The sequence below is a fragment of the Gluconacetobacter diazotrophicus PA1 5 genome, assembly GCF_000067045.1.
Lineage (GTDB): Bacteria > Pseudomonadota > Alphaproteobacteria > Acetobacterales > Acetobacteraceae > Gluconacetobacter > Gluconacetobacter diazotrophicus.
Genome location: NC_010125.1, coordinates 1,978,678 through 2,003,887, shown reverse-complemented (window position 1 = coordinate 2,003,887; position 25,210 = coordinate 1,978,678). Strand labels below are relative to the sequence as shown.

Annotated in this window: 27 protein-coding genes; 11 read left to right on the top strand and 16 right to left on the bottom strand. The window is 66.1% G+C overall.

The genetic code is table 11. The features are described 5' to 3' along the window. Window positions 1-233 precede the first annotated feature (233 nt). Window positions 234-1,484, bottom strand: coding sequence for a cystathionine beta-lyase (metC, locus tag GDI_RS09380; protein WP_012225635.1), 1,251 nt, complete (start codon window positions 1,482-1,484; stop codon window positions 234-236). Continuing rightward, window positions 1,481-2,335 carry a sulfurtransferase gene (locus tag GDI_RS09375; protein ID WP_012553002.1) on the bottom strand — a complete coding sequence of 285 codons (855 nt, stop codon included), beginning with the start codon at window positions 2,333-2,335 and terminating at the stop codon, window positions 1,481-1,483. The genes metC and GDI_RS09375 overlap by 4 nt, the downstream gene beginning before the upstream one ends. Window positions 2,336-2,544: 209 nt before the next feature. Here GDI_RS09375 and GDI_RS09370 point away from each other — a divergent pair, with 209 nt between their 5' ends. Together GDI_RS09370 and GDI_RS09365 are read left to right on the top strand one after the other, a co-directional pair. Beyond that, on the top strand, window positions 2,545-3,621 hold the full coding sequence (locus GDI_RS09370) for an AI-2E family transporter (protein ID WP_012225631.1): 1,077 nt from the start codon (window positions 2,545-2,547) through the stop codon (window positions 3,619-3,621). Beyond that, complete coding sequence (locus GDI_RS09365) at window positions 3,618-4,325, top strand: endonuclease/exonuclease/phosphatase family protein (protein ID WP_012225629.1); 708 nt, start codon at window positions 3,618-3,620, stop codon at window positions 4,323-4,325. Before GDI_RS09370 ends, GDI_RS09365 begins: the two co-directional genes overlap by 4 nt. On the opposite strand, the gene cls is transcribed toward GDI_RS09365, so the two are convergent. Beyond that, window positions 4,316-5,734 (bottom strand): cardiolipin synthase, encoded by a 1,419-nt coding sequence (gene cls, locus GDI_RS09360; RefSeq protein ID WP_012225627.1) that lies wholly within the window; start codon window positions 5,732-5,734, stop codon window positions 4,316-4,318. The two genes, GDI_RS09365 and cls, sit on opposite strands and share 10 nt — an antisense overlap. A gap of 79 nt (window positions 5,735-5,813) precedes the next feature. On the opposite strand from cls, the gene GDI_RS09355 reads away from it, so the two are divergent. Further along, window positions 5,814-6,197: a YraN family protein gene (locus GDI_RS09355; protein WP_041249764.1), complete on the top strand. Its 384-nt coding sequence runs from the start codon at window positions 5,814-5,816 to the stop codon at window positions 6,195-6,197. A 27-nt stretch (window positions 6,198-6,224) separates the two neighbouring features. Here the strand turns inward: GDI_RS09355 and GDI_RS09350 are convergent, their stop codons facing one another. The 10 genes from GDI_RS09350 to purB all read right to left on the bottom strand — a co-directional run bounded on the left by GDI_RS09350 (window position 6,225) and on the right by purB (window position 13,973). After that, window positions 6,225-6,566, bottom strand: coding sequence for a hypothetical protein (locus tag GDI_RS09350; RefSeq protein ID WP_012552999.1), 342 nt, complete (start codon window positions 6,564-6,566; stop codon window positions 6,225-6,227). A gap of 141 nt (window positions 6,567-6,707) precedes the next feature. Continuing rightward, on the bottom strand, window positions 6,708-7,043 hold the full coding sequence (grxD, locus tag GDI_RS09345) for a Grx4 family monothiol glutaredoxin (RefSeq protein WP_012225622.1): 336 nt from the start codon (window positions 7,041-7,043) through the stop codon (window positions 6,708-6,710). 60 nt (window positions 7,044-7,103) lie between these two features. Beyond that, window positions 7,104-7,340 (bottom strand): BolA family protein, encoded by a 237-nt coding sequence (locus GDI_RS09340; RefSeq protein ID WP_012225620.1) that lies wholly within the window; start codon window positions 7,338-7,340, stop codon window positions 7,104-7,106. 26 nt (window positions 7,341-7,366) lie between these two features. Further along, window positions 7,367-9,580, bottom strand: coding sequence for a phosphoribosylformylglycinamidine synthase subunit PurL (gene purL, locus GDI_RS09335; RefSeq protein WP_012225618.1), 2,214 nt, complete (start codon window positions 9,578-9,580; stop codon window positions 7,367-7,369). Continuing rightward, window positions 9,577-10,278, bottom strand: a complete 702-nt coding sequence (gene purQ, locus GDI_RS09330) for a phosphoribosylformylglycinamidine synthase subunit PurQ (protein WP_012225616.1) — start codon at window positions 10,276-10,278, stop codon at window positions 9,577-9,579. The genes purL and purQ overlap by 4 nt, the downstream gene beginning before the upstream one ends. After that, on the bottom strand, window positions 10,275-10,670 hold the full coding sequence (locus GDI_RS09325; protein ID WP_012225614.1) for a Rap1a/Tai family immunity protein: 396 nt from the start codon (window positions 10,668-10,670) through the stop codon (window positions 10,275-10,277). Before GDI_RS09325 ends, purQ begins: the two co-directional genes overlap by 4 nt. Further along, on the bottom strand, window positions 10,667-10,909 hold the full coding sequence (gene purS / locus GDI_RS09320; RefSeq protein WP_012225612.1) for a phosphoribosylformylglycinamidine synthase subunit PurS: 243 nt from the start codon (window positions 10,907-10,909) through the stop codon (window positions 10,667-10,669). The genes GDI_RS09325 and purS overlap by 4 nt, the downstream gene beginning before the upstream one ends. After that, window positions 10,906-11,670 (bottom strand): phosphoribosylaminoimidazolesuccinocarboxamide synthase, encoded by a 765-nt coding sequence (gene purC / locus GDI_RS09315; RefSeq protein ID WP_012225610.1) that lies wholly within the window; start codon window positions 11,668-11,670, stop codon window positions 10,906-10,908. Before purC ends, purS begins: the two co-directional genes overlap by 4 nt. A gap of 153 nt (window positions 11,671-11,823) precedes the next feature. Then, entirely contained in the window at window positions 11,824-12,567 is a 744-nt protein-coding gene (locus GDI_RS09310; RefSeq protein ID WP_012225608.1) for an NRDE family protein, read from the bottom strand. Between the two features lie 50 nt (window positions 12,568-12,617). Next, window positions 12,618-13,973 (bottom strand): adenylosuccinate lyase, encoded by a 1,356-nt coding sequence (purB, locus tag GDI_RS09305; RefSeq protein WP_012225606.1) that lies wholly within the window; start codon window positions 13,971-13,973, stop codon window positions 12,618-12,620. A 189-nt stretch (window positions 13,974-14,162) separates the two neighbouring features. Here purB and GDI_RS09300 point away from each other — a divergent pair, with 189 nt between their 5' ends. From GDI_RS09300 to GDI_RS09270, 8 genes are all read left to right on the top strand, one after another. Then, window positions 14,163-14,765, top strand: a complete 603-nt coding sequence (locus GDI_RS09300; protein ID WP_041249373.1) for a YjbE family putative metal transport protein — start codon at window positions 14,163-14,165, stop codon at window positions 14,763-14,765. Between the two features lie 40 nt (window positions 14,766-14,805). After that, window positions 14,806-16,827 carry a lytic transglycosylase domain-containing protein gene (locus GDI_RS09295; protein WP_012225602.1) on the top strand — a complete coding sequence of 674 codons (2,022 nt, stop codon included), beginning with the start codon at window positions 14,806-14,808 and terminating at the stop codon, window positions 16,825-16,827. Continuing rightward, on the top strand, window positions 16,824-17,303 hold the full coding sequence (locus GDI_RS09290) for a phosphatidylglycerophosphatase A family protein (RefSeq protein ID WP_012225600.1): 480 nt from the start codon (window positions 16,824-16,826) through the stop codon (window positions 17,301-17,303). Before GDI_RS09295 ends, GDI_RS09290 begins: the two co-directional genes overlap by 4 nt. 28 nt (window positions 17,304-17,331) lie before the next feature. Continuing rightward, on the top strand, window positions 17,332-17,829 hold the full coding sequence (locus GDI_RS09285) for a CinA family protein (protein WP_012225598.1): 498 nt from the start codon (window positions 17,332-17,334) through the stop codon (window positions 17,827-17,829). Window positions 17,830-18,032: 203 nt separating this feature from the next. After that, on the top strand, window positions 18,033-18,185 hold the full coding sequence (locus GDI_RS19770; protein WP_012225596.1) for a hypothetical protein: 153 nt from the start codon (window positions 18,033-18,035) through the stop codon (window positions 18,183-18,185). A 179-nt stretch (window positions 18,186-18,364) separates the two neighbouring features. Next, window positions 18,365-20,683: a TonB-dependent receptor gene (locus tag GDI_RS09280; protein ID WP_012225594.1), complete on the top strand. Its 2,319-nt coding sequence runs from the start codon at window positions 18,365-18,367 to the stop codon at window positions 20,681-20,683. 337 nt (window positions 20,684-21,020) lie between these two features. Then, window positions 21,021-22,658, top strand: coding sequence for a methyl-accepting chemotaxis protein (locus GDI_RS09275; RefSeq protein ID WP_012225592.1), 1,638 nt, complete (start codon window positions 21,021-21,023; stop codon window positions 22,656-22,658). Between the two features lie 131 nt (window positions 22,659-22,789). After that, entirely contained in the window at window positions 22,790-22,993 is a 204-nt protein-coding gene (locus GDI_RS09270) for a TOBE domain-containing protein (protein ID WP_012225590.1), read from the top strand. A 115-nt stretch (window positions 22,994-23,108) separates the two neighbouring features. Here GDI_RS09270 and GDI_RS09265 read toward each other — a convergent pair whose 3' ends face one another. The 3 genes from GDI_RS09265 to lipA are packed head-to-tail and all read right to left on the bottom strand — an operon-like array spanning window position 23,109 to window position 24,972. Then, on the bottom strand, window positions 23,109-23,435 hold the full coding sequence (locus GDI_RS09265; protein ID WP_012552986.1) for a hypothetical protein: 327 nt from the start codon (window positions 23,433-23,435) through the stop codon (window positions 23,109-23,111). A 53-nt stretch (window positions 23,436-23,488) separates the two neighbouring features. Next, on the bottom strand, window positions 23,489-23,983 hold the full coding sequence (locus GDI_RS09260; protein ID WP_012225586.1) for a type II toxin-antitoxin system RatA family toxin: 495 nt from the start codon (window positions 23,981-23,983) through the stop codon (window positions 23,489-23,491). Next, complete coding sequence (gene lipA / locus GDI_RS09255) at window positions 23,983-24,972, bottom strand: lipoyl synthase (protein ID WP_012225584.1); 990 nt, start codon at window positions 24,970-24,972, stop codon at window positions 23,983-23,985. Before lipA ends, GDI_RS09260 begins: the two co-directional genes overlap by 1 nt. Between the last annotated feature and the right edge of the window lie 238 nt (window positions 24,973-25,210).

Sequence of the window (25,210 nt, the reverse complement as noted above, 5' to 3'; positions counted from 1 at the left end):
CACGCAAGCCTGGCCGACGGTAATTGTCAAAAATATATTATTTATTGATCGACCTACTCTTGGAGTATATACCCATTATTTATACGAATTGGCATAATATATATTAAACGGCTTTCATGTTATTCTATGCTTATCGGATACTTTATTTTAGTTTTATATTGAGAGAACGTGTCCTTGGGCTTCAACGTCATCACAGCCAGTCGCGCAAAAGCGGCCTCGATACCGGTTTCGCCCTATGCCCCGTACACGGCCCCGCCGGCCAGCACCTCCAGCCCGGCCGACAGGTCCGCGATCAGGTCCTCGGGGTTTTCCAGTCCGATATGCAGGCGGCAGGCCGGGCCGGTCTGCGGGCCGCATTCCTCGCCGGGCGGGCAGGACCGGGTAATGCCGCCCGTGGTCGGCAGGACCAGGCTTTCATATCCGCCCCAGGAGGCACCGATTCCGAACAGGGCCAGGGAATCGATCATCGCCGTCATCGCGGCCGCGTCGTATTCCGGCTGGAAGACCACGCCGAACAGCGCCGACGCCCCGGTATAATCGCGCCGCCATATCTCGTGTCCCGGACAGGACGGCAGGGCGGGATGCAGCACGCGCGCCACCTCGGGCCGGTCGGACAGCCACAGGGCGATGTCGATCGCGGCGCGGGATTGCCGCTCCAGCCGCGCCCCCATGGTCCGCAGCCCGCGCAGGGTCAGCCAGCAATCGTCGGGGCCCGCCACCTGCCCCAGTTGGATGCTGGTATCGCGCAGGGCCTGCCAGTCCTGTTCGTCGGCGACGGATACCGCGCCGATGATGCTGTCCGAATGGCCGGCCGGATATTTGGTCAGCGCCTGGATCGAGATATCGACCCCATGGTCGAACGGCTGGAACACGCCGATGCCCCAGGTATTGTCCAGCATCATCCGCGCGCCGTGCTCGTGCGCGATGTCCGCGATCATGCGGATGTCCTGGACCTCGAACGTATGGCTGCCCGGGCTTTCGGCGAAGACGACCTGCGTGTTCGGCCGCATGGCGGCGCGCAGCCCGTCCGCGTCGATCATGGGGGGGTAATAGGTCGTCTCGACCCCGAAGCGGCGCAGGACGGTATTGGCGAAGCGGCGGGTCGGGCCATAGACCGAATCCGGGATCAGGCAATGGCCATTCTTGCCCAGGAAGGCCAGCAGCGGCGTGGAGCACGCGGCCAGGCCGGACGAGACCACCTGCGTATGGCGCGCACCCTCCAGCGCCGCGATCGCGGATTCCAGCTGGTGCTGGATGGGCGTGCCCATGGCACCATAGATCAGTTCGTGATCATAGCGCCGCGTGCCGTTGCGGTTCATGTCCGCGACGGTGGGGAACAGCACCGTCGATCCGCGCGTGGAGGCCGGGTTGACCAGCGTGCCCTCCGCCGCCGGCGGCAGGTCGCGCGCCAGATGGACCAGCGTGGTGCCCATATGGCGCCAGCCGCGGGAGACGGCATGATGCAGGGCCTGACGGTCGGTCATGGGGATGTGCCCTCGCCCGTTTCCACCGGCGCGCCCGGGGTGGACCCCCATTCGGCCCACGATCCGTCATAAAGCGAGTCGCCGGTTCGCCCGCAGATGGCCAGCCCCAGGGACAGCACCGCGGCCGATACGCCGGAGCCGCAGGTGGTGACGACCGGCCGCCCATCGGTCACGCCCACATGGGCGAAGCGATCGCGCAGCGCCGCGGGCGGCAGGAACGCGCGATTGGCATCGAGCAGCGTGCCGAACGGCAGGTTGCGTGCCCCGGGCATATGGCCCGACGCCAGGCCCGGACGCGGTTCGGCCGCCGTTCCGGCAAAGCGGGCCTGCGCTCGGGCGTCCAGGATCAGCCGGTCGCCCCGCCCCACGTGGGCCCGCATGTCGCCCAGGCCGCTGACCCGGGCAAAGCGCGGTGCGGCACGGAATCCCCCTGCCGCCGCAGGTCCTTCCTCACCTTGCTCGACCGGGCCGCCGGCGCGCTGCCAGGCGGGCAGTCCGCCATCCAGCACCTGGACCCGGTCCAGCCCGAACAGGCCGGCAAGCCACCACCCCCGCGCGGCCGAGGCCGCATTGCCCTGGTCGTAGAAGACGACGTGCGCCCCGTCCGACAGGCCCAGGCCCCGCGCCAGATGCTCGAACCGCGCCTGGGTCGGGATCATGTGCGGCAGCGGGGAATCCGGGTCCGAGAACAGCTCGATATCGAACCGGCGGGCGCCGGGAATATGAGCCTGCGCGAAGCACCGGGCGGGATCGAACGTTTCGCCCGGCAATGCCATCGTGGCGTCCAGGACCACCAGGTCGGGCGCGGCCAGGCGCTCCTGTAGCTGGGCCGGCGAAATCAGCGGATGCATGGCAGGAATCCCTTCACGGTTCCGTGGTCCGGGGACGTCCCCGGCGGCCGGTACAGCCCCTGTCATTACCGGAGCGGCCCCGCACGGATCAACCGGGCCTATCATGTGATGGCGCCCGCTCCCGGGTAGGCCTTTACCGTCAGGGCGCTCTGCCACATCATCGCACGATGCCGGATGCTCTCCGGCGCCGCGAGCTATGGCGGGAGCGTATGGCCGAACGCATCATGATGGGGCTTTTGCTGGGCGGGGTGGCCTTCGGCTGTGGTGCCATCCTCTATCCCTTCATGTCCGCGCTGCTGTGGGCGGCGATCCTGACCTTCGCCACATGGCCGCTCTTCATCCGCCTGCGCCGGCGCACCGGCCCGGTGACCGCCGCCATCGGCATGACCGTCCTGTCCGCGCTGGTCGTGGCCCTGCCCCTGGCGGTCGTGGTCAGCACCAGCATCGCCGACCTGCCCGGCACGTTCGAAGGCCTGGCCGAAACGCTGGCGCGGCTGATCCACCTGCCCGCCCCGCCGCCCTGGCTGGCGCGGATTCCCCATTTCGGTCCCGACCTGGCAAAGATCTGGACGCAATGGGCCACCGACCTGGGCCATGCGGAACGGATGCTGCTGCCCTATACCGGCAGCATCGCGCAGTCGATGCTGGCCGGGCTGATGCAGGTGGCCAGCGGACTGGTGCATCTGGGCATGGCGCTGTTCATCGCCTTCTTCTTCTGGCTGGGGGGGGATTCGCTGGGCGGCACGTTCTCGGCGGTGATCCGGCGTATCGCCGGGTCCTATGCCGACCGGATCCTCAGCATCATCGGCCGCACCATCCGGGGCACGGTGTACGGCATCCTGGGCACCGCGATCGTGCAGGGCGTGCTGACCGGCCTGGGGTTCGCGCTGACCGGCCTGCCCGAACCGGTATTGTTCGGCCTGATCACCGCCTGCGTGGCCGTCCTGCCGATCGGCGCGCCCCTGATATGGATTCCGGGGGCGCTGGCGCTGATCCTGACGCACCATCCCGGCTGGGGGATCTTCCTGGTCGTGTACGGGGTCCTGATCATATCGGGCGCCGATCACATCATCCGGCCGATGTTCATTTCCCGGGGCGCGCAACTGCCCTACCTGCTGACGGTTCTGGGGGTTTTGGGCGGGGTATGGACCTTCGGGGGGCTGGGGATCTTCCTGGGGCCGGTGCTGCTGGGCGTGGGCTATACGCTGACGGCGGAATTCGCGGCCAACGGATCGGGCCATACGGGGAATGCCACCCCGATACAGGAGAATTTCATAGAACCATGAGCATCGTCCGCCCCTATCCCCCCTCGGCGCCGCACCTGCGGCCCGGGCAGCGGCCGCGACCGGCGCACCTGCCGGCGAATGCCGGCGGTTCGGAACGCAAGATCGTCAGCTGGAACCTGCTGCGGCTGGTCGGCGCCTCGCCGCGCGACGTCATCCATCTGATCGAACAGGAACGCCCCGACCTGCTGCTGATGCAGGAAGCGACGTCGGATTTCGACGCTCTGCCCCACCTGATCGGCGGTCATTACGCGCGCTCCCCTCTGCCCGGCCGTATCCACGGCGTGGCGTGCTGGAGCCCCAGCCCCTTTCGCCGCCAGCCGCTGACCTGCACCCTGCCGTCGGGTCCGCTGGTGCGGCGGGTGGCGCAGATGATCGAATGCGCGTCCTTCGCCTTCACCGTCGCCAACGTCCATCTCTCGCACGGCCAGATCATGAACCGGCGGCAGTTGCGGCGGCTGGGCGAAATCCTGCCGGCCCACGCCGCCGTGCTGGGGGATTTCAACCTGGTGGGGCCGACATTGATGCCCCATTTCCGCGATGTCGGGCCGCGTGCGCCCACCCACCGGATGGTCGACATGGTCCCGATCCGGATCGACCGCTGCCTGGTGCGCGGCCTGAGCTGCACCGAGGCCCGCGTCCTGGACAATTACACGTCCGACCATTGTCCCATCACGGTCAGGCTGGAACGATCGGGCTACAAATAGGGCAGGAACAGCCGCGCCCCCGCATCGCGCAGGCGTATCGGCAGTATGCGCCGGTCCAGGTCGTGATGCGTCAGGCGTTCATGCCGATGCCGGATGATGAACGCGTCGATCAGCCCGGCCATCGCGTCGTCGTACGCTTCCAGGTTGATCTCGAAATTCAGCCGCAGGCTGCGCACGTCCAGATTGGAACTGCCGACGAAGGCCCAGTGCTGGTCCACCACCATCAGCTTGGAGTGGTTGAAGGGCGGACTGGCCCGCCACACCCGGCAACCTGAATCGAGGAAGCGCGGCAGGTTGGCCGACCGCGCCCAGTCGATCAGCGTGTGGTTGCTGCGCCCGGGAATGACGATATCCACCTCGATCCCGCGCAGGGCGGCCAGCGCCAGTTCCGTCAGGAACCGCTCGCCCGGCAGGAAATAGGGCGTCATCAGCCGGACCGAATGCCGTGCCATGGTGATGGCCTGCAGCATGGTGAATTCGATCTTCTCCAGGTCGGAATCGGGGCCGGCGGTGACGATCCGGGCCAGGATGTCTCCATGCTGGCTGACCTCGGGGAAGAACGGGTCGACCGGCAGGTCCTCGCCCGTGGTAAAGGACCAGTCCTGGGCGAAGGCTTCGGTCAATTGATGCACGATCGGGCCTTCGACCCGGAAATGCGTGTCCGATACCGGATGGGCGGGATGGCTGGCGACCACGTTTTCCGCACCGATATTCAGGCCGCCCATGAAGCCAAGTTGCCCATCCACCACCAGGATCTTCTTGTGGTTGCGCATGTTGATGAACGGCATGCGCCAGGGCAGCAGGGAATGCATGAACCGCCCCACGGGAACCCCGGCCCGGTGCAGCGCATGCGTCACGGGGCAGCGGAAATAGCCGCTGCCGACCCCGTCGACCAGGACGCGCACCGCGATGCCCCGCTGATGGGCGCCGATCAGGGCGGCGATGAACCGGTCCCCGGCATCGTCACCACGAAAGATGTAGGACGACAGCAGTACGCTGCTGGTGGCGCCCCCGATGGCGTCGAGCATCTGGGGATAGGCCTGGTCCCCGTCATGGAGCATGCGAATGCCGTTGCCGCTCATCAACGGGCGGCCGGTCAGCTTGCCGACCATGTTGGACAGCGGCGCGAAATGGCCCTGCTCGGCGCGTTTCCAGCGTGAGGACAGGGTCCGGCTGTGCCAGGACGACCGCCCGATCAGCTTGCGCGCGCGGCGATGCACGCGATTGATGCCGAACATGGCGTACAGCACCCCGCCCGTGAACGGCATCAGAATCGAGATGCCGATCCAGCCGATCGCGGCCCCGACATCGCGCTTGTTCAGCAGGACATGCACTGCCACGCTGAGCGCGACGACCACGCGCGACAGCAACACGAGCAGAAGAACGGTATGCCAGTACGTCAGCAGCATGACATCATGTCGATCCCTGATATGACGGGGAAAACGGTGCGAAAGGATGACGATGCGGTCAAGCCGCGAGGATGACGGGATGATGGCAGAACCCACGCGCCGCCGGGTGCGCGGCGCGGCGTCCTATCAGCGCGGCCTGCAGGCCGAACAGGTCGCGGGTGCGTGGTTGCAGGAGCACGGCTGGACGATCCTGATGCATCGGGCCCGTACCCGTTGGGGGGAAATCGACCTGGTCGCGCAACGGGGCGCCATGATCGTGTTTTGCGAGGTCAAGTGCCGCCCCCATTACACCACGGCGGCGGAAAGCCTGGGGCGTGCCCAGATGCGGCGGCTGATGAATGCGGCGGCCTGGCTGTGCGCCGCCCATCCCGGCTGGATCTATGACGAAATGCGTTTTGACGTGCTTCTGGTCACGGCAGGCGATGCCGTGCACCACATCGCGGATGCCTTCAGGTTGGAATGACGGCGGGCAGGCCCGCCCTGCCCTGCGTCAGGTCCGGTGACGGCCCTTGTGCGCGACATGACGGCCGGACGACGCGGCATGGGCGGGATGATAGACCACGTTGCGGACCAGGCCATGCGTGCCCAGGCCATGCGTGCCGGACGCCAGGGCGGTGCGATAGGCATGGACCGGCGCGGTGCGGACGGCGCGGCGATAGACGATATGCCGGACCGGCGGCGGCGGGGCGGTCAGCGCATCCAGGGTCAGGCGCCCGGCCTCGATATCCGTGACCATATGCTGCGCGTGCGCGGACGTCGTGCCGACGGCCAGCAGCGCCATCCCGGTTCCGAGCAGGCTGAGAGCGGCTTTCCTGATTGCGACCCGAAACATCATTGTCCTCATCACCAACCCCGATCTTCCAAGGCTAAGCGAAAGGCCGGGCCCGCGACAAGGGCCGCGATGAGCACGAGCATAAAAAAACGGCCCGGATCAACGATCCGGGCCGCCTTTTATCGGGAAGGCCGATGCGCGTCAGGCCGAAGCCGTCACGATGCCCTTTTCCACGAACAGCTTTTCCAGTTCGCCGGTCTGGAACATTTCGCTGACGATGTCGCAGCCGCCGATGAACTCGCCCTTGACGTAGAGCTGCGGCACGGTCGGCCAGTTGGTGAAATCCTTGACCCCCTGGCGCAGTTCCGGGTCCTCCAGGACATTGGCCGCCTGGAACGGCACGCCCAGGTGGTTCAGGATCTTCACCACCTTGGCCGAGAACCCGCACTGCGGGAACTGGGCGGTACCCTTCATGTACAGCATGACGGGGTTGGTATCGATGTCGTTCTGAATACGCTGCGTGATGGTGTCAGCCATGGTTCGATCCTGTCAGAAAGGCGGCCGCCGGCGACCGCGTTGCGTCGTAGTCCGGTCCGATTACCGTTCGGGAACGTTGGTCTGCAATGCCAGGGCATGCAGCTTGCCACCCATATGACCCTGCAGGGCCGCATAGACAACCTGATGCTGCCGCACGCGGGACAGGCCGCGAAAGGCTTCGCTGACGACGGTGCAGGCGTAATGATCACCGTCCCCCGCCAGGTCCTCTATGCTGATCGAGGCATCCGGCAGGGCCGTCCGGATATAGGTCTCTATTTCCTGTGCCGTCATCGCCATCGGCAGTACTCCTGTGCGCGTTAGTTCTAGCGGTCCATCAAGGCAGGAAAGAACGCCGAATTGACTGCATTCAACCGCGCTGTCGATATTGTGGCGCCACTGGGCAAAGTCAAACCGTCGCCGCCCGACCGGCCCAGCACCCGCGTTTCGACCCCTGCCCCCGTGGCGGCAAGGGTAAAGGCGTCGGCATCGCGAACCGCCACAACATATCGTGACTGATCCTCGCCGAACCAGAAGGCCTCGGGGCGGATGCCCGATTGCGGCGCCGACAGGACGCAGCCGACATCGCCGGCCATGACCATCTCGGCCAGCGTGACCAGCAGGCCGCCATCCGCGACGTCATGACAGGCCACGACATGGCCGTCCTGGATCTGCCCGCGGACGAAATCGCCATTCCGCCGTTCCGCGGCCAGGTCCAGCGCCGGCGGCGGCCCGTCCTCGCGGCCATGGATCTCGCGCAGCCACAGCGACTGGCCCATCTCGCCCCGCGTGGCGCCGACCAGGACCAGGGTGCAGTCCGCCGGCATCGCCAGCCCGACGGCCTTCGCCACGTCCTCGAGCACCCCCAGGCCGCCGATGGCGGGCGTGGGCAGGATCGAGACCGAGGACCCGTCCGGCGCGCGGGTTTCGTTGTAGAGCGAGACGTTGCCGCTGACGACCGGGAAGTCCAGCGCGCGGCAGGCCTCGCCCATCCCCTCGATCGCCGCGACGAACTGGCCCATGACCTCGGGCTTCTCGGGTGATCCGAAATTGAGGTTGTCGGTCACCGCCAGGGGGCGCGCGCCGGTCGCGACGATGTTGCGCCAGGCCTCGGCCACCGCCTGCGCCCCGCCCAGGCGGGCGTCGGCGCGGCAATAGCGCGGAGTACAGTCGGTGGTCAGCGCCAGGCCCAGCGACGTGTCCTCGATCTTGACGATCGCGGCGTCGGCCCCGCCGGGGCGCTTGACGGTCTGGCCGCCCACCGTGCTGTCGTACTGGTTCCACACCCACGCGCGCGAGGCCAGGTCCGGGCAGCCGATCAGCCGGATCAGCGCCTGCTCGATCCCGACAGGGTCGGTCAGCGGGCCCAGCGGCGCCGGGACGGGCGCGGGGGCGGTCGGGCGGCGATAGATCGGCGCCTGGTCCGCCAGCGGGTCCAGCGGAATATCGGCCTCGACGCGGCCCTGGTGGCGCACGACGATATGGCCGGTCTCGGTCAGGTGGCCGATGACCGCGAAATCCAGTTCCCACTTCTCGAAGATCGCGCGCGCGACGTCCGTCCGGTCGGGACGGATGACGATCAGCATGCGCTCCTGGCTTTCCGAGAGCATCATCTCGTACGCCGTCATGCCGCGTTCGCGCTGCGGCACGGCATCCAGGTCCAGGTCGATGCCGACCCCGCCCTTGCCCGCCATCTCGACCGAAGACGAGGTCAGGCCGGCGGCGCCCATGTCCTGGATCGCCACGATGGCGTCGGTGGCCATCAGTTCCAGGCAGGCCTCGATCAGCAACTTTTCCACGAACGGGTCGCCGACCTGCACGGTGGGGCGCTTGGCCAGCGCGTCCTCGTCGAATTCGGACGAGGACATGGTGGCGCCATGGATGCCGTCGCGCCCGGTCTTGGACCCGACATAGATCACCGGATTGCCCACCCCCGCCGCGGCGGAAAGGAAGATCCGGTCCTGGCGGGCGATGCCCACCGTCATGGCGTTGACCAGCGGATTGCCGTCATAGGACGGGTGGAAATTGATTTCCCCGCCCACGGTCGGCACCCCGACGCAATTGCCGTATCCGCCCACGCCGCGCACCACGCCGTCGACGATGCGACGGGTCTGCGGGTTTTCGGGACTGCCGAAGCGCAGGGCGTTCAGGTTCGCCACCGGCCGCGCGCCCATGGTGAACACGTCGCGCAGGATGCCGCCCACGCCGGTCGCCGCCCCCTGGTAGGGTTCGATGAACGACGGATGGTTATGGCTTTCCATCTTGAAGATGGCTGCCAGGCCCTGGCCGATATCGACGACGCCGGCATTCTCGCCCGGTCCGTGGATCACCCACGGCGCCGTGGTCGGCAGCGTCTTCAGCCATACGCGCGACGATTTGTACGAACAATGCTCCGACCACATGACCGAAAAGATGCCCAGTTCGGTCAGCGAGGGCGTGCGGCCCATGATCGACAGGACGTTGCCGTATTCTTCCGCGGTCAGCCCGAATTCCTTCGCCAGGTCCTGATCGACAGGTCGCTGTCCCTTTTCGCTGCTCATCGGACCAGAGCCTCCACCAGCCCCTCGAACAGGGGTTTTCCGTCCTCGCCGCCCATCAGCGGGTCCACCAGGTCCTCGGGGTGCGGCATCATGCCGCAGATCCGCAGGTTGGCGCTGAATACGCCGGCAATCGCGTTCACGCTGCCGTTCGGGTTCGTCTGCCGGTCGCCCGCATCCACCCGCCCGTCGGGCCGGGCATAGCGGAAGGCCACGCGGCCCTCGTCTTCCAGCGCGTGGATCGTCGCGTCGTCGGCGATGTAGTTGCCGTCGCCATGCGCCATCGGGGTACGGAACACGTCACCCACCTGCCAGCGGCGGGTAAAGGGCGTGTCGTTGCGTTCGACGCGCAGATGGCAATCCTGCGACAGGAAGCGCAGCGCCGCGTTGCGCAGCAGCGCGCCGGGCAGCAATCCGGTCTCCGTCAGGATCTGGAAGCCGTTGCAGACCCCCAGGATATGCCCCCCGGCCTCGGCGAAGCGGCGGACGGCCGCCATGATCGGGGCGTGGGCCGCCATGGCACCGCAGCGCAGGTAATCGCCGTAGCTGAACCCGCCGGCCAGCACCACCAGGTCCAGGTCCGGCAGGTCGGTATCACGATGCCAGATCATGGCCGGTGCGCGGCCGGTCACGCCGCGCAGCGCGATCGCCATGTCCCTCTCCCGGTTCGTCCCCGGGAAGACGACGATGCCGGCCTTCATTTGCCGCCACCGCAGGGATAGGATTCGTGCAGCGCCGTGAAGACCAGTTCGCCGACCGGCTTGGACAACTGGTCGCTATGCCCATGCAGCCAGGTCACCACATGGCCGCGCATCTCGGCACTGGTCGCCCCCGGGGCGATGCAGAAACCCGTGGGCGTGGTCTTGTCGCCCTGGTTCTTGTCATAGACCTGCGTCAGGGCCACCGCATCCGCCAGACCCGACAGGTACGCGTCGCAGATCGCGACGCTGGGCGCCCGGCTGCAGAACTCCAGGAACCGCCCGCCCTTCAGGGTCGAGACGCGCTGCGCCATCGCGCTGGACGGCAGGCTGGCGACGGCACTACCAGCGGCCAGGGCGGCGGCCAGCAGGAAAACGGAACGCCGGGCCGTCATGCCACGACCTCGGTCACGAAATCCTCGATCACCAGGTTGGCCAGCAGGCCGCGCGCCATGGCATCGGCCTTCTCGCGCGCGGCGGCGGGATCGGTCTCGTCCAGTTCCAGTTCGATCACGCGGCCGATGCGGACCTCGCCCACGCCACCGAAGCCCAGGACATGCAGCGCATGGGCCACGGCCTTGCCCTGCGGGTCCAGCACGCCGTCCTTCAGCATGACCGTCACGCGTACCTTCATTGCATTACCTCCGGTCCCTTCATGTCGGAATTCGTGGCCTCGGGCAGGATGCCCAGCCGCCATGCCACTTCCTGATACGCTTCCTCGACGCGGCCCATGTCGCGGCGGAACCGGTCCTTGTCCAGCTTCTCGCTGGTCTTGGCGTCCCACAGGCGGCAATTGTCGGGCGAAATCTCGTCGGCCAGGACGATGCGCATGTCCTCGCCTTCCCACAGCCGGCCGAATTCCAGCTTGAAATCGACCAGCGTGATGCCGATGCCGACGAACAGGCCCGACAGGAAGTCGTTCGTGCGCATGGTCAGCGCCACCATGTCGTCCAGGTCGTGCGTGCAGGCCCAGCCGAAGGCGGTGATGTGCTCCTCGCTGACCATCGGGTCGTTCAGGCTGTCGTTCTTGTAGTAATATTCGATGATCGTGCGCGGCAGGCGCGTGCCCTCGGGAATGCCCAGCCGCTTGGCCAGGCTGCCGGCGGCGACGTTGCGCACCACGACCTCCAGCGGAATGATCTCCACTTCGCGGATCAACTGCTCGCGCATGTTCAGGCGGCGGATGAAGTGGGTCGGGATTCCGATGTCGTGCAGGCGCAGCATCAGATGTTCGCTGATGCGGTTGTTCAGCACACCCTTGCCGGTGATGATCCCCTTCTTCGCGCCGTTGCCGGCGGTCGCGTCGTCCTTGAAATACTGGACCAGCGTCCCGGGTTCCGGACCCTCGAAGAGGATCTTGGCTTTTCCTTCGTAGAGCTGACGGCGGCGGGCCATACTCGTCCTTCATACGGCTGGTGGAGGCCTGCGCGGGCATGCCTCCCGATGAGGGGCCCCATAAGGTCCCTGTAATGCGACAGCCTCATAGCAACGATTGGTCGCGGAAGATACCATTCCCTTGAAGGGGCGGAATGCGGGACGGGACCGCCGTCAGGCGGCCGGGCCACTCCTTAAATCCACAGGCGCGTAGCCCACGCGATCGGGCGCCCCGGCGGCGAAATGCCATGACGGCGCGGCATCCGGCGCCGCCGGCAGGCCGATGACCGAGGAACTGCAGGTACCGAATCCCGCGCGCGGCGGAATATTCAGCTCGCTCCCCGCGGGCAGCGACCGGTCGGACAGGATACGGGTCCAGGGCGTCCAGTCCGGCGGGACGGGGCGCGCGGCCTCGCGGAAGCGCGGCAGGTGGCGGCCGATCCGGGGAATCGACAGATCGTCAGGCCCCGTCGTCGCCGCCATGTGGCAGCCGGGTTCCAGCCGCAGGATCTCGGGCGTCGCATAGCCCAGGCCGGAAATGAAATAGGCACAGCGGCGGTCCGCCACCACCATGTTGAACGACCGCCACGCCCCGGCATCCAGCGTGGCCAGCGCGCGCATGGCATCGGTCGCGGTGGCGTGCTCCAGGGCCATCAGCGGCAGTTCCCCGCGCGAACGCTTGCCGGCGGCCGGCCCCAGGCTGCCGACCCGGTTCATCACCCCCGCGACGACCCCGGCATCGTTCAGCGCCAGCCAGGACCCGCCGGCCAGCCGGTCCCGCCCGCCGATGACCGATGGGCGATCGGGCCAGTGCCGGCCCGGGGCGTCCCAGGGGCGGTCCAGGCGTTCGTCACGATTGGCCGCCAGCAGCAGGGGCCATTCGGAACCGGGGGCCAGGGACAGGACGATGGTACACACGATCTTTCTTCCATCCTTGCGTCACGGCCCCGGCGCGCGGGTGCCGTGTATCAGCCCGCCCGGCCGGGCCCGGCTTCGCCGAACACGCGGGTATAGCTGTGGTCCAGCGCGCCCAGGTGGGAATCGCTGTTCATGGCGGCGTCCAGCACCGAGGCCGGGACCCGGCCCGCGACCTCGGGGTCGGCTTCCAGGTTCTCGCGGAACGAGCGGCCGCCGGGCTTGCCCAGCATGGTCCAGGTCGCCATCGCGTTGCGCTGGACGATGCGGTACGCATCCTCGCGCAGGATGCCGGCACGGGCCAGGGCCAGCAGGACCTCGCCGGAATGGACAACGCCGCCCAGGCTTTCCAGGTTCGCGATCATCCGGTCGGGATAGATCACCAGCTTGTCCATCATGCCGGCCAGCCGGGCCAGGGCGAAATCCAGGCCGATCGTGCCGTCGGGGCAGATGTTGCGCTCGACCGACGAATGGCTGATGTCGCGCTCGTGCCACAGCGCCACGTTCTCCAGCGCCGGGATGACATGCGCGCGCACCAGGCGGGCCAGGCCGGTCAGGTTTTCCGACAGGACCGGGTTCCGCTTGTGCGGCATCGCCGACGAACCCTTCTGGCCCGGATGGAAGAACTCCTCGGCCTCGCGCACTTCCGAACGCTGCAGGTGCCGGACCTCGACCGCCAGGCGCTCGATGCCGCTGGCGATCACCGCCAGCGCGCAGAAATAGGCGGCATGGCGGTCGCGCGGGATCACCTGGGTGGACACGCCCTCGGGCTCCAGCCCCAGCCGCGCGGCCACGAATTCCTCGACCCGGGGGTCGACATGGGCATAGGTGCCGACCGCGCCGGAAATGGCGCAGGTGGCGATTTCCGCGCGGGCGCGGACCAGCCGCTCGCGATTGCGGGCGAATTCGGCGTAATGGCCGGCCAGCTTCAGCCCGAACGAGGTCGGTTCGGCATGGATCGCGTGGCTGCGCCCGATGGTCAGCGTGTATTTATGCTCGAACGCCCGGCGCTTCAGCGCGTCCAGCACGGCATCCAGGTCCGCCAGCAGCATGTCGGTGGCCTGCACCAGCTGCACCGACAGGCAGGTGTCCAGCACGTCGGACGACGTCATGCCCAGATGGACGAAGCGGCTTTCGGGGCCGATCTTCTCGGCCAGCCAGGTCAGGAACGCGATGACGTCGTGCCGGGTCTCGGCCTCGATCTCGTCGATGCGGTCCAGGTCGGCCTGCGAGAACGCGGCCATGGCGGCGTCGCCCTTCTCCCGCACCACTTTCGCGGCCTCGGCGGGCACGGCGCCGTACTGCGCCATGGCCTCGCACGCCAGGGCCTCGATCTCGAACCAGATCCGGTACCGGTTCTCGGGGGCCCAGATGGCGGCCATGGCGGGGCGGGTATAACGCGGAACCATCGTGCTCGGCTTTCTCTCTATCGATGAAAAGGAGGGGGCGGCGAATGAAGGACGGGGTCGCCCCTTTAGCCGATTTCCGCCGCCGCGTCTCCCTTGGAAAACGCGCCCCCTTGCGGCGGCGTCGCGCCGGTGGTCAACATCGCCCGTCGGGCGTCCGGGGGCGCCCCCTGATATCACAGGAGCGATGTCCTGGACCTTTCCGCACTTGCGTCGTTTCTCCAGGTCGTCCTGATCGACCTGACGCTGGCAGGCGACAATGCCGTCGTCATCGGACTGGCGGTTCGCGGCCTGCCTGCCACGCAACGGCAGCGGGCCATCCTGGTCGGCGTGGCGGCGGCGGCGCTGATCCGCGTCGGGCTGGCGCTGGTCGCCGTGCGGCTGCTGGCGATCATCGGCCTGACCCTGGCGGGCGGAATCCTGCTGCTGTGGGTCTGCTGGCGGATGTTTCGCGAACTGCGCGGGCCGCAGGGCACGCACGATGCCGAGGCGGCATCGCAGGGGACGGCGCGTCCCGGGGCGCTCCGTTCCGCCATCGTGCGCATCGTCGTGGCCGACCTGTCGATGAGCCTGGACAACGTCCTGGCCGTGGCCGGTGCGGCGGGCCGGCATATCTGGGTCCTGGTCAGCGGACTCGCGATTTCGGTGCTGATGATGGCGGTCGCGGCCGCGATGATCGCCCGCCTGCTGGAACGCTATCGCTGGATCGCCTGGGTCGGACTGCTGATCGTGCTGGGCGTCGCCGTCGAACTGATCGTCAAGGGGGGCGGCGAGGTCTGGCACTCCGTGTCATAATGGCGCACGATCGTTCCTGGTAACCGAAGCATATCCGGTCATGAGGCGTCTTCTCCCCTTCTTTCCCCTTCCCGTTCTCGCCTGCCTGGCGCTGCTGGGCGGGTCGGCGCGTGCCGATTCATCCGGCCTGCCGGAACCGCCCCGGTCGGTGCCGTCCGATGCGGTCGTCCCCCCTGCGGTGCCGGATGGGACATCGGATGCGGTCGCGGCGCGGGTGGATACGTATCTGCGCCTGCTCTCGCCCCTTGGTGGCGATATCGACGAGTACCTGTCCTTCCTGGACCAGACCCCGACCTGGCCGCGCCGCGCGGTCATGCTGGGCCGCCTGCAACGGCTGATGGCGGTGGCGGCCCCGGGCGCGCCCGGGATGGCGCAGGCCTGCGCCACCCTGACCCTGACCTATGCCCCCGCCCTGGCGGCCTGTGCCCGCCAGCCGGTTCCCGCCCCCGACCTGCCGGCCCGCGCGCGCCATGCCTGGACCGAGGGCGTCGACCAGATGGAGGACGAAGCCGCGTTTCTGGCCGCGTTCGCCCCCGTCCTGACCCCGGCCGACCAATGGCATCGCTTCATGCGGCAGGAACTGACGGGGCATCTGGATGCCGCCCAGCGACAGGTGGCGCGCGTGGATATCGGCCGTCAGGCCCTAGCCCGGGCGCGCCTGTCGCTACGGATGGGCTGGTCGGATACCCCCGCCCTGCTGGCGCTGGTTCCCCCTGCCCTGTCCGACGATCCGGTGCTGGTGCTGGACCGGATTCGCTGGCTGCGCCGGTCCGGGCAGGCCGACCTCGCCGCCGCGCTGTGGGCCCAGTCGGGGCCGGCGGCAGAGCAGCGCGTGGCGGATCCCGCCTTCGCGGCCGCCATAAAGGCCGCCTTCTGGGCGGAACGCGACGCCCTGGCCCACGACATGATGCTGGCCGGCCGGGACAAGGAAGCCCTGGCCCTGGCCACGGCTTCCGACGACATGGCGCCCACGGACCGTAACGCGGCGCGGTTCCTGTCGGGCTGGATCCTGCTGCAGCACGATCATGACCCGCATGCCGCGCTGGCCCGGTTCCGCCCGCTGTGCGACGCGTCGTCGCTGCTGACGCGCAGCCGGGGCCTGTACTGGACCGGCCGTGCCCTGTCGGACCTGGGCGACCGGGATGGTGCCCGCACCGCCTGGGGGCAGGCTGCCGCCCTGCCCGGCACCTTCTATGGCCAGATGGCGGCATCCCGGCTGGCAGGGGACACGGCCAGCCCCCTGCTGTTCCCCGAGCGATCGGGCGACCTGGTGCGGTCGCGGCTGGGCGCCATTCCGGGGCCGGTCTGGACCCCGGACGACAAGGCGCGTTTCGATGCCAGCGACCTGGTGCAGGCCGCCCGGCTGCTGGCCGCACGGCATGATTTGGGTCATGCGCGCGATTTCCTGCTGTTGCAGGATACGCGGACAGGCGGGACCGCCGGCCACGTCCTGGCCGCGACGCTGGCGCTGCAGCTCGGCCTGCCGGATGTCGCGGTGTCGATCGCCCGCCGCGCGGGGCGCGAGGGCACGGCATTGCTGCCCTTGGGCTGGCCCGTCCCGTTCTCACCAGCCTTGTCCTCGGTCCCTGGCGAGGGGCTGCCCCCCGGTTTCCTGATGGCCGTGATCCGGCAGGAAAGCGGGTTCGATCCCGGCATCGTCAGCCCGGCCGGCGCCTATGGCCTGATGCAGCTTATGCCGGCGGCGGCGCGGGACGTGTCGCGGCAGGCCCGGCTGGCGACCGGTCCGCTGACCGGCGCGCGCCTGACGGACCCGGACCTGAACATACGTATCGGCAGCGCCTACCTGGTGCGGCTGATGCAGAAATTCGGCGGCGCGGTGCCCTATGTGCTGGCGGCTTACAATGCCGGGCCCCACCGGGCGGACGAATGGCTGGCCCTGCTGGGCGATCCGGCACGAGGCACGCCCACGGCCGACGCCATGCTGGACTGGATCGAAAGCATTCCGTTCGCGGAAACCAGAAGCTATATCCAGCGCGTGGAAGAAAACATGGCCATCTACCAGGCGCTGGCCGCCTCCGCCCAGGCGGAGGCCGCGCCATGACCCCGTCCCGGCTGATCGCCAGCTTCGGCGGGTGCGGGTTTTCGCCCTTCGCGCCCGGCACGGTCGGGTCTTTGGCCGCGCTGGCGTGCGGGTTGGGGCTGCTGGCCCATCCGCTGGCCCTGGCCGTGGCGATCGTGCTGTGCTGCGCGATCGGATACGTCGCCACCGCCCGCGCCAGCGGGGGCGTGGACCATGGCTGGATCGTGATCGACGAGGTCGCGGGCATGTGGATCACCATGTTTCCCCTGTCCCTGCCCCCCACCCCGGTCCATCCCTGGGCGCCCGACCGGATCGGCGTGCTCTGGCTGGTTCTGGCCTTCGCGCTGTTTCGCCTGTTCGACATCACCAAGCCCGGTCCGGTCGGCTGGTTCGACCGCCGCCACGACGCCGTGGGCATCATGGGTGACGATATCGTGGCCGGCCTGATCGGGGCCTTCATCCTGGCCGCGATACGCTGCCTGATCGTCATGACCTGAACGGGAAAGCGAGGACCCCATGACGTCCATGCTTGATGGCACCGTCCTGGCCCAGGCGGCCGAAACGCTGGACCGGCTGCGGCAGGCGGGGCTGCAGGTCGTCACGGCCGAAAGCTGCACCGGCGGACTGGTCGCCGCCGCCCTGACCCATCACGCGGGGTCATCCGACATGGTCCAGGGCGGATTCATCACCTATTCCAACGATATGAAGACCGCCCTGCTGAGCGTGGCGCCGGCGCTGCTGGCGCGCCATGGTGCGGTCAGCGCCGAAGTCGCGGCCGCGATGGCCGAAGGCGCGTTGTCCCGCGCCCCCCATGCCGCGATCGCGGTGTCCATCACCGGCATCGCGGGCCCCGGCGGCGGTTCGGCAAGCAAGCCGGTCGGCCTGGTCTGGTTCGGGACGGCCCGCCGGGGCGGACAGACACGCACCCTGTCGCGTCATTTCGGCGGCGACCGGACCGCCGTTCGGCAACGGGCCGTAGTCCAGGCCCTGGACCTGATCCGGCAGCGCATCGGCACGGAATAATCGATAACGCGACTCGCCTTATGGAACAGAAGGCGGTGTCGAAAGACGAAATCGTGTCAAAAGCGACGCCATGACGACATACGCCAATATTGTCTGAGAACCGACAATGAAAGGGGCGTTTGTCGGTTTTGTTGCAGAGACGCCGGCCCTCCCGTCGTATCGGACAAGGATCGACCGGCCGGCACATCGATTGCGCCTTTGGCATGGCTATTGCGGTCGACCTGACAGTCGTCATGGGTGCGAAACCGATCGGCGATCATATCAGTATTCGCATCGCCACGTCGGTGGCCGGAGGAAGTTCGAGCGCAAAGACAAAAATAGTTGCAGAAAAACAAGAGGATCAGGGAATTGGGTAGGATATTTACCCAATAAATATCATGCCTTGCGATTCAATACAGAACAATAATGGTCCTGTTTGTATTGAAACTTCCAAATATTCGCGGTCGATAATATACGAACGGATATGGACATCCGGTTAACTCGTCTATATCCGTTCGTATATCGACATATGGCAAGCACCCGGGAGGCGCATGGGATGAGCAGGAAAGATCGAAAAGGCGGGCAACCATTTACCATGGCTGGAGTTGGCCTCGTCCTGCTCTCTTCCGTATCGCAGGCTGCTGAAAGTAAATCGACGACCAAGCCCCGTCCCGTCCTGTCCGGCCCGCAGCAGCATGCCTCGGCACCCAAATCCAAGCCCGCGGCTCCAGCCACACCTGTCCCGACGGCACAACATATCCTGGTTACGGGGCGCACCGTTTCCGGTGCCACAGCCGATTACAACAAGAAGACGGCCTATCTCGGTCCCCTTGGCAACAGGAGCATTTTGGATACGCCGATGTCGATCCAGTCCGTGCCGCACGATGTCATGGTCAATCAGCAGACGCGCAACCTGAACGACCTGATGGGCTACATGTCTTCGGTGCAGCTGGAAGTGCGCGGCGACCCGAACACCAGTCGCCCGCAATCGCGCGGTTTCGAGGCCGATGTCATCGCCAATACCCGCCTCGACGGGCTGAATATCGTTTCGACCACGCCGTACGCCGCCGAAATGTTCGAGGACGTGCAGGTTCTCAACGGTGTGGCCGGTGCGCTCTACGGGGCGCAGAACCCGGCCGGCACCTTCGCCTTCTCGGCAAAACGTCCGACCGATACTCCGATCAATCGCCTGACCGTCGGCGTCGATTCAATCGGCACGCTGATGGAAAATGCCGACGTGTCCGGCCGGATCGGCAAGAACAAGTGGTTTGGTTACCGGATCAACCTGTTGCATGGCGACGGCACGACCTATGTGCAGAACAGTTGGATGCGCCGCAACCTGGTCAGCGCGGATTTCGACATCCATTTCGATCCGGACACGGTCCTGGAACTCGACGCTTCCCACTATACCTATGTTCAGCGTGGAACGACGCCGGGATTCAACCTTGCGTATAACGCGACGTCGCTTCCGCCGGCGCCCGATCTCAGCAAGCCCAACCTGGGGCAGGACTATGCCGGTTACAATATGGAAACGAACCTGTTCATGGCGAAGATAAAACATACCATCAACAGGGACTGGAGCTTCACCCTCGGGGGCAACTACGAGGATTCGATCCGCCAGGTCTTCAGCAACACCAATACCCTGACGACCGGGCCTGTCGGTGAATATACCCAGACCATCGCGGCGGCGGTCACCGCCAACGATTTCCGCTCCGGCGCCAATCTTGCCTACGTCAACGGGCACTTCCACACCGGTTTCATCACGCATGATATCGTGGCCGGCACGAACGGCTACATGATGGGCAATTACAATCCCACGCAGGGCGAGACGATTGCCCTGGGCAAGTCCAACATGTATTCGCCATCCGTCCTGTCCGGGTCGCAGCCCTATTATCACGGGCGTTATGAATCGGCCTATATCCGCAACCAGGCGATGATCCTGGGCGACACCCTGCACCTGGACCGCCACTGGTCCATCGTCGGCACGCTGACCTGGAACTGGCTGAGCCAGGATAATCGCTCAACGAAGTCAAGGACGGTCAAGGACGGCAACACCACCTATTCGTACACCACGCCGCTCGGCTGGACGAGCAAGCATATCGACGGGGCCTTCAGCCCGATGGCGAGCCTGGTGTACAAGCCCGCCGAAAACCAGACGGCCTATTTCACCTATGGCCGCGCCATCCAGGCGGGTGTCCAGGCACCGGCGTCCGCCGCGAATGCGAACCAGATGACCCAGCCGTTCCGCAGCGAGGAATATGAGGTCGGCTACAAGATCAGCTATCAGAAGATGCTGTTCAGCGTCGCGGGATTCCGCATGAATCGCCCTTACGCCTATCAGGACGCGAACGGATATTTCGGCACCTTCGGCATGCAGACCAACTATGGCGTCGAGGTCCAGGCGCAGGGACGCATCACGCCCGACCTGTCCGTCCTGGCCGGCATGACCTGGCTTGACGCCGAACTGGGCGGTACCGGCAATGCCGCCACCAATAACAAGGAGGTCGTGGGCGCCCCGCCGGTCCAGGCGAACATCCTGCTGGATTACCGGCTGCCCATCCCGCACGGTGCCTTTGCGTCCGGCCTGGCCGTCAACGCGAATGTCCATTACACCGGTCGTCGTGCCGCCACCATAACGAATTCGGCCTATGCCGACGCATACGCCACGCTGGACCTGGGCATTCGTTATCCCTTCTTCGCGGCGCATCACCCCTGGGCGGCCCGCTTCGGCGTGACCAATGTCGCGAATACGCAGTACTGGTCATCCCTCTATCCTGCGAGCAACAACGGTTCGCTGAACAACGACACCGGGGCCAGCAGTATTTATGCCGGCCTGCCGCGCATGTTCCACTTCACGTTGGAGGCCGATTTCTGACATCCTGTCTTCCTGGCCTCGCGTTGCGTATTTTCCCGGAACACGGGGCAGGTAGATAATCGAGCATCGTTCGTCAAAAATGCTTCTATAACAAAACGTTCGATGTAGAACTTTTCGGTTTTATCAATAAACGCCGGATTCGAATCCTGTCCGGAGGGGCTACTCCAATAGGCATTGATCTAAAACAAATTTGGAAAAAATATAATTACCGCCGCGCGTTAGCAACAGATGTTTCGAAATAGACAAATTTGTATTGTTTACAAATAAAACGTGATGGTATGATTTAAGGAACTTACCACAAGCGATTGAATTAAGTCGTATTTTCTGGATCATGTAAATGTTGGAACCGGACACGCTTGCCGACCGCCTTCAGTTTGTCAAGCTTGACTCGAAGACCAGACAAAATCTGCGCGGTATCAAATCGATCATCATGCGTGCGTTGCCGGGCGCCCTGGATAAATTTTACGATCAGGTCCGGTCTTTTCCCAAGACACGTCATTTTTTTTCCGGCCAGGCGCATATCGATGCTGCCAAGAGCCGGCAGATTGCGCATTGGGGAACGATTTCCGACGCGCGGTTCGACCAATCCTATATGGAGGCGGCCACCAGGATCGGCGAGGTTCACGCACGGGTCGGCCTGGAGCCGCGCTGGCATATCGGCGGCTATGCGCTGCTGATCGAATCCATGTTGGGTGCCCTGCTGGAAGCACGCTGGCCCAGGGCCGGCCTTGCGGCCAGAATCGGCCTGGGCGGAGGTGCCGACGTCAGGCAGGTGGCGGAGGAAGCCGGCGCGCTGGTGAAGGCCGCCCTGATCGACATGGATTATGCCATTTCCGCTTACCTCGAAGCATCGGAAACCGCCCGGCAGAAGGTCGAGGCCGACGTCCTGGCCAGGGAGCGCGGAACGGTGGTGGACCGGGTGGGCGCGGGCATGGCGGCCCTGGCCACCGGTGACCTGACATTCCGCATGTCCAGCGACGTCCCCGAGGAGTACCGCAAGCTTCAGGAGGATTTCAACGGCGCGATCGAAAGCCTGCAGACCACGATGCAGGCGATCGACACCAACGCGCAGGCCGTTCGCACCGGATCGGACGAAATCCGGCAGGCGTCGGACGACCTGGCACGACGGACCGCACAGCAGGCGGCCAGCCTCGAACAGGCCGCCGCCACGCTCGACGGCATCACCACCACGGTCCGCAGGTCGGCCGAGGATGCGGGCCAGGCGCGCCATATGGCGACGGTCGCGAAAACCGACGCCGAGCGTTCCGGGGACGTCGTGCGCCAGACCGTGACGACCATGAGCGGGATCGAGGCATCGTCCAGGCAGATCGGCAGCATCATCGGCATCATCGACGAGATCGCTTTCCTGACCAATCTGTTGGCGGTCAATGCCGGGGTCGAGGCGGCCCGGGCCGGAGACGCCGGCCGCGGCTTCGCCGTGGTGGCGACGGAGGTGCGTGCCCTGGCGCAACGTTCCGCCGAAGCGGCAAAGGAAATCAAGGAGTTGATTTCGGCGTCCGGCCGGCAGGTGACGACCGGCGTGAAGTTGGTTGGCGAGACCGGCAAGGCGCTGGACCGTATCGTCGAACAGGTTAGCCGCCTGAACGTCCTGGTGACGGATATAGCGATCTCCTCCGCGAACCAGGCGACAGGGTTGAACGAGGTCAATGACGCCGTGAACCAGATGGACCAGGTGACGCAACAGAACGCCGCAATGGTGGAGCAATCCGCCGCTGCCAGCCGCAGCATGGCCAATGAGGCGGAAGATCTGGCGCGTCTGGTCGAGCAGTTCCAGACCGGTCACAGCCAGGCGTTTCAGACCGCCTCGCGGACCGGGCCCGCACCTGCGGCGAGCCTCTGGCAGGACGAGGAGTCATCGGCCTACATGCCGGCTGCGGCTTCCCGTTCCGCGGCGGGGGGCAATGTCCTGTCCTTTCCTGCTGCAAAAGGCGCGGATGGCTGGGACGAATTCTGAAAGCGGATTACATTCATGCCCTTCCATGAGATATCTAAATACGTGGAATTAAATATCCTGATATTATTATGATTGATGGGGCTGTATTTTTTGGAATAAAATAAAGCGTATTCCAAGGGAGGAGACAGACGATGAAATTAAGTGCACGCAACCAGATTTCCGGCAAGATAACCGAGATCATCAAGGGTGCTACCACGTCGCATGTTGGTATCGACATCGGCGGAAAGGTCATTACGGCCTCGATTACCAACGAAGCCGTGGCCGACCTGAAGCTCAAGGTCGGCGAGCACGCAACGGCCATCATCAAGGCGTCCGACGTGATGGTCGGTGTCTAAAACACGTTGTGATCGGTTACTTTATGCGATTGGGTCGTCGACCCAATCGCAATCGGCTCCGGATGGAGCGTGAGGACCGCGCATACCGGTCACGGACCAGGATGCGCGGCCAGGATCAGTAACCGTTCGACGGATTGGGCATCGACGGCGCGGGGGCGGCCGGCGGGGCCGTGACGCCCGTTCCCGCCGGAACGGTGGGGGACGGCATGGCGGATGTGCCGCCCATGGGCGCGGCGGGTGACGTCGGCGTGCCGGCGCGGGCGGCGTCCAGGCTCTTGGCGTTCAGGTCTTCGGTCGTGTTGGACCCTTTTTGGTTCATTTTCATTTTATGGTCCGCATGGTGTTCCCCATGGCGGCCCTTGTGATGATGCGTGGCGGCAAACGCCGGGGCGGTGGCAACGACCACCACAGCGAGAAACGCAGCGCCAAGGGACATCTTCATCAGCATTGCTCCTTCAACCAGACGGACAGGTCCAGACGGAAATGCAACGTCCGTCAGGCACTTCCGGTTCCGGCGGGCTGCGCATGGGCCGGTTGCGCCAGCGTGGTGCGGGTGACGGGCGGACCGTACACCTCACGCGCGCGGCGAATGAAGGCCGAGACCATCAGGCGCACCGCCTCGTTGAACACCACGCCGATCGCGGCCTGCAGCAGGCGCGAACGGAATTCGAAATCGACGAAGAAATCGACCTGGCACCCCCGCTCGTCCGGGGTGAAGGTCCAGACATTGTTCAGGTAGCGGAACGGCCCCTTCTCGTAGCGCACGCGGATGCGCGACGGGCGTTCCAGATCCACCCGGCTGGTGAAGGTTTCGCGAAACGGACCGAAGCCGATCGTCAGGTCCGCGACCAGTTCGCTGGCGGTGCGGGTTCGCACCCGGGCATTGACGCACCAGGGCAGGAAATGCGGGTATTTGCCGACATCGGCCACCAGGTCGAACAATTGCTCCACCGAATAGGCAATCAGACGGCGTTCCGCATGTGTCGGCATCAGGGGGTCTCCGTCCCGACGCGCGATGCGGCCAGTCGGGCCTCGCGCGCGGCGCGCAGTTCCGCGAAGTCGGAATCGGCGTGATAGGACGACCTTGTCAGGGGCGAGGCGCTGACCTGCAGGAAGCCCTTGGCGCGCGCCATCGCGGCATAATCGGCAAATTCGTCGGGGGTGACGAAATCCCGGACCGCCGCATGCTTCACCGTCGGCTGCAGGTACTGCCCCATGGTGATGAAATCGACATCGGCCACGCGCAGATCGTCCATGACCTGCAGGATTTCCGCCCGTTCCTCGCCCAGTCCGACCATCAGGCCGGATTTGGTGAAGATCGACGGGTCCAGGCGCTTCACATCGTCCAGCAGGCGCAGGGACTGGTAATAGCGCGCGCCGGGCCGGATGCCCGGATACAGGCGCGGCACGGTTTCCAGATTGTGATTGAAGACATCGGGACGCGCCGACACCACGACCTCCAGCGCGCCGCGCTTGCGCAGGAAATCGGGGGTCAGGATCTCGATCGTCGTCTCGGGCGCCTGCGCGCGGATCGCGGCGATGACCCGGGCGAAATGCGCAGCCCCGCCATCGGGCAGGTCGTCGCGATCGACCGAGGTGATCACCACATGCCGCAGCCCCAGCTTGGCCACCGCGTCACCCACGCGGGCAGGCTCGTCGGCGTCCAGGGGGTTGGGCATGCCCGTGGTCACGTTGCAGAAGGCGCAGGCGCGGGTGCAGATCTCGCCCATGATCATCATGGTGGCATGCCGCTGCGACCAGCATTCGCCGATATTCGGGCAGGCCGCTTCCTCGCACACCGTCACCAGCTTCTGCTCGCGCATCAGGGCACGGGTTTCCTGGTAGACCGGATGGTTCGGCGCCCTGACGCGGATCCAGTCGGGCTTGCGCGCGATCGGGTTGTCCGGCCGGTGCGCCTTTTCCGGATGGCGGACGGAAACCCCGCCCTTTCTATGGTCGATCAACAGGCGCGTTGGCATGGCGGCAAACCCAGAAAAACAGCAGACAAGCAGAAGTGGAACGTTGCGGGGAACGCGTCAAGCAAACATCCCCCTTGCCCGCCCGCCCGCGATCACAAGCACAGGAGCCCCCGGCGAGAGGAGGCCGGCGGAGCGCAGTTCAGAGCCTGACCGCAAATGTGGGCTGGCGAGCGAGAGCGGCCCGCCAGGGCCGCGCCCGGCGTGTGTTTCCGCGCACCGGAGCGGAGCGGCCTTGAAG